Annotated in this window: 5 protein-coding genes; all 5 read right to left on the bottom strand. The window is 42.2% G+C overall.

The features are described from left to right. Nucleotides 1–269 precede the first annotated feature (269 nt). Nucleotides 270–980 (bottom strand): SAM-dependent methyltransferase, encoded by a 711-nt coding sequence (locus GRP75_RS20495; protein WP_202404231.1) that lies wholly within the window; start codon nt 978–980, stop codon nt 270–272. Continuing rightward, on the bottom strand, nt 977–1,504 hold the full coding sequence (locus GRP75_RS20490) for a GNAT family N-acetyltransferase (RefSeq protein ID WP_028541297.1): 528 nt from the start codon (nt 1,502–1,504) through the stop codon (nt 977–979). The genes GRP75_RS20495 and GRP75_RS20490 overlap by 4 nt, the downstream gene beginning before the upstream one ends. A 526-nt stretch (nt 1,505–2,030) precedes the next feature. After that, nucleotides 2,031–2,333 (bottom strand): putative quinol monooxygenase, encoded by a 303-nt coding sequence (locus GRP75_RS20485; RefSeq protein WP_160790217.1) that lies wholly within the window; start codon nt 2,331–2,333, stop codon nt 2,031–2,033. A gap of 93 nt (nt 2,334–2,426) precedes the next feature. Next, the gene (locus GRP75_RS20480; protein WP_160790216.1) at nt 2,427–3,221 is read right to left on the bottom strand and encodes an SDR family NAD(P)-dependent oxidoreductase; all 795 of its coding nucleotides are present in this window, start codon (nt 3,219–3,221) and stop codon (nt 2,427–2,429) included. A gap of 159 nt (nt 3,222–3,380) precedes the next feature. Next, a partial coding sequence (locus tag GRP75_RS20475) for an AraC family transcriptional regulator (RefSeq protein WP_160790215.1) occupies nt 3,381–4,045 on the bottom strand: 665 nt, incomplete at its 5' end.

Genomic DNA, 4,045 nt, shown 5'->3' with positions numbered 1-4,045 from the left:
CAAGTTCTAAAGCCTCTCCATATTCGGGTAGCCCGTCGGGAATTGAGAAAGCTTGTGGAGGCCTTCATGGGCCAATTTCTCCTGTATTACTCTTCCGACCTAAGCCTGTAAGTTCGACCCTGGCATCGATTAACCACTTCATGTAATCTGCCCACTAGTTAAAAAAACAGCCGAGCGCTCGGCTGTTTTTGGTAGAGTTGAACTATCGTTCTCAGTTACTTTAGCGAATTTCAGCCCATAGGACTGGGAACTTTTGTCCCCGGATATCGCTATTTCTTAGTAGCAATAAGCGAGATTAGATTCATATACTTCCCGTCATCTGCATTCAGCAATGCATTATTAGCACGTGCATAATCGTTGTTACACTGAAGCCATTCATACCAAGCTTTCGAGAAGCATCTCATTTCTCTTACCGATTCAACGTAAACATTTGGCGACTGTTCCCATAATTTCCGCCACCAATCGCATGTATGCCACTGATTATCAACCTCACTAAGTGACAAGAACGGCTGCAGTTCCACGGGTATAACCCCATCAAACTCCATCTTTACCCCTGGCATTGCTATAGCCAATTTACCTCCTTCTTTAACTAGCGGCGCAAGATGGTCATCTAAGTACTGCTCATTCGCTCCAAAATATTGATACGCATCTACGCTTATAACTGCATCAAAGTATTGTTCCGCAAAAGGCAAGTGGCAGGCATCTGCATGGATGGGGATAATTTCGCTTTCCAAACCAAACTCTCTGAATCTTCTAAAGTTTTCAGTTGCACTAATCCATAAATCGACAGCAAACACGGTTATGCCAAACTTTTGCGCCAGATAGATAGAAGTAAGTCCAGTCCCACAGCCCAAATCCAGCACTCGCATTCCTTTCTGCAAAGGCAAATTTTTCGATAGCTCCTCGAGCATGATAATCGAACTAGGCCCCATTAAATTTGCTCTTATGAAATCTACGTCATCTAGATCTCGACGGATCATTTCTGCTGACCCCCTCCTACTTTCTTCATTTGATATTTCCAATAAAGCAATTCTTCATCTTTGTGATCAATTTGAAATCCTAACTTCAATAACAAATTCTTAGAGCTGATATTGTCAGGTACGCATCTTGCCGTTACGATTTGGACCTCTTCATGATTTAAGGACCACTCTATTAATTTTTGAGCGGCTTCATAGCAATAGCCTTTGCGGCGATGGCTTTCATTCGTTGCAAAACCGATCTCAATCATACCGTTCTGATCAGGATCTCCTAAAAAACCAATCCCTCCAACAATTTCTTGGGTATCCTTCTCCACAATGATCCAAGAGTCAAAACCTCTAGTGCCATTATTTTTTATCAAAAGTTCTCGAAAATAAGGTAAAGCTTCAAAGAAATCAGGACCCGGCCATTCATCACTGGTTTTATAACCCAAAGCTTCAATAGCACCTATATCACGTCGGGCTGCTGCTTCGATTAAATTAAGATCAAGTGTTTTTAATATGAGCCGATTCGTTTGAAGTTTCATGTATTGTCCACCTTTCTATTTACTTAGATTGAATCTTTCATTCAAGAAGTCTGGATGTATTTGACCAAATTGGAGTAATTCCCTTCTATCCCCCTTTGCTAAAAATTAGAAAAGGGCAGGAATGAACATACGTCATTCCTACCCTCATATCACCTGCTATTTGAGCCATAAAAAAAATCCGCGCTGAACCAGCACGGATTGGACTCATTATAACAGGTATCCCTAAGGATCTGGTAATATCCGTTGTTCTTAACTAATTCCGAAGCTTTCAAATCCCACCCGTAATACAAAAATTGGGCAGACGAATAGTAGGTGCATGAAAACCTCTTTTTATGGAATTGGATTAGTAAAGAACAGCTCCAGACAAAAAATCTCTCCTTAGTGAATTACCCTTATTATACCAGGGCCAATTTTATCTGCCAACCTTTCACATGTTACAAAAGCGTTTCATTAGGACTATCCTGCTGGTTAGCTTAAAAGCAACCGAGTGATCGGCTGCTGTGGTAGCAGCAATTGCATCATGACCCTACAGGCCTTTTCCCCCTAAAGCACGCAGTTTAATGGGCTCCGCTCCGATAATCAACGATCGGCCGCGTTGTATCGACGCCAGTACCTCTTCGTTCTTAAGACTGGCTGCATGGGCATCTGCATCTTTCCACAGTTCGGTCACATACACCGCATTCGGGTCGTCGTCTGACACATTGACTATATACAAATAGCAGTCATTATTCGACTTCAACAGATCGGCCGCTTCTAGCAAGATGTCTGCAAGAGCGTCCCTTTGCCCTAGATGTGCCGTCAACTTTCCATACATAGCAAAATGGTTCATGATCCTCCTCCTACCCTCGAGTGATGTTTGACTTCATCTTATCATAATGTTCCGCAATGTCAGCGCTAATTTCAGCAAGCTTCTCCAAAAGCGCTAAAAAATAGTCGGTACCATTCCTCCATCCATACGGATTGGAGAACCTTTAAATGCAGATGCATAAGGACTACATACAAATGTAGCTAGTCTACCTATTTCAATAGGTTTGATAAATCGCTGTATTTCAGATTGAGGCAGGTTGGTAACCATAAAATCTTTCTCTTTTTCTGAAAAAGTCATATCTTCATGAGGATACATACTCTCAATGATTTGGTGCACATTCTCAGAGAGTGTTGGTCCTGGCATGATCGTATTGACTGTAACTTCTGTTCCTATTGTTAATTTAGATAAGCTTTTTGACAATGATAACAACATAGATTTTGTCATACAATACTGCGGCATTTGTCCTGAAGGCATAATTGCTTCTTCACTCGCAATAAAAATAATGCGGCCATAATCATTTTTCAACATTTTAGGTAAATAAAATTTTGATAATCCATTTGCAGCAAGAACGTTAGCGCGGAAGTATTTTTCCCATACTTCATCGTCTATGTCCTCATATTGCATAATTTCATAAATACCCGTATTGTTAACTAAAATATCAATATTAGGGTATTTTTCGAATAAAGCATCTCTTTGTCCAATATCCACAATATCGGCTGTGGCATTTTGAGGAGAGGTAGCTGGGAAATCTGACTTAATTTCATTTACAGTTCGTTCTACCTCTTCATCATTTCGTCCATTAATTAGTACATTAACACCTTCTTGGGCTAGTTCAATGGCAATTGCTTTACCTATACCTTTCGTTGATCCTGTAACTAAAGCTGTTTTATGGTTTAATCCCATATCCATAATACACTTCTCCTTTTTTAAAACAGTCTTGTGCTCCGGATAGTGATTATGTTATCTTGTCTGGATTGTCCAGTAACTAGTATAATGCGCCAAAGTTCTTGTTTAACACGCCAAATGACAAAACTTATTAGGAATTGTATCAATGAATAGTCGGCAGTCCTAGCGTGCTCCTGATATCGAGTTTGTACCTTGATGTTCAGTCCGCCAATTTGAAGGTGTATCACCCTCCCATAGGCGGAAGGCGCGGTAAAACGAGTTCTGGTCTTCATATCCAATCAAGAATGCCACCTCTTTAATATCAAGCGAGGGGTCTGCCAAGTACTTTCGTGCCTGCTCATGTCTAACTTGTGTCAACAGAAGCTTGAAGCTCGTGTTTTCGTCAGTAAGCCGGCGCTGCAAGGTACGATCGCTCATACCGAGCTCCTTCGCCACAGCCTGAATGTCAGGGCGCCCTCCTGTAAGGCTACGTTTCATCATCCATTTGACCATCTCGGTAATTGAGCGGTTGCGCTGCTGTTCATCCAACGACCGGTCCAAAACAGGAGTCAGGATCTCCAGCAGCTCTTCGTTGTACGAGACAAAGGGGCGGTCCAGATCTCTTCGATGTAGCGTCAATCGGTTACGTTTTGCACCAATCCGGATACGACAGCCGAAGTAAGCTTCAAGCGCCTGTACATCACCCATGGAGTTCGAAAATTCAACAAGCTGCGCGGTCAAAGGTTGACCTGTGCCCCGGCGTCCAATCTCCAGAAGACAAGCCAGCGTGATACCAACCAGCATCGGCGGACCAGATTGCTCGGGAGACAGCCATTCCAAATCAATTG

The sequence above is a fragment of the Paenibacillus sp. OT2-17 genome, from assembly GCF_009827695.1.
GTDB classification, from domain to species: Bacteria; Bacillota; Bacilli; order Paenibacillales; family Paenibacillaceae; genus Paenibacillus; species Paenibacillus polymyxa_B.
The sequence above is the reverse complement of the archived record's forward strand: the minus strand, read 5'-3'. Positions and strand labels throughout refer to the sequence as shown.

What these genes read in the sequence shown, in the direction of transcription:
- GRP75_RS20495 (WP_202404231.1), bottom strand. Translation starts at nt 980, where the DNA reads ATGATCCGTCGAGATCTAGATGACGTAGATTTCATAAGAGCAAATTTA.
- GRP75_RS20490 (WP_028541297.1), bottom strand. Translation starts at nt 1,504, where the DNA reads ATGAAACTTCAAACGAATCGGCTCATATTAAAAACACTTGATCTTAAT.
- GRP75_RS20485 (WP_160790217.1), bottom strand. Translation starts at nt 2,333, where the DNA reads ATGAACCATTTTGCTATGTATGGAAAGTTGACGGCACATCTAGGGCAA.
- GRP75_RS20480 (WP_160790216.1), bottom strand. Translation starts at nt 3,221, where the DNA reads ATGGATATGGGATTAAACCATAAAACAGCTTTAGTTACAGGATCAACG.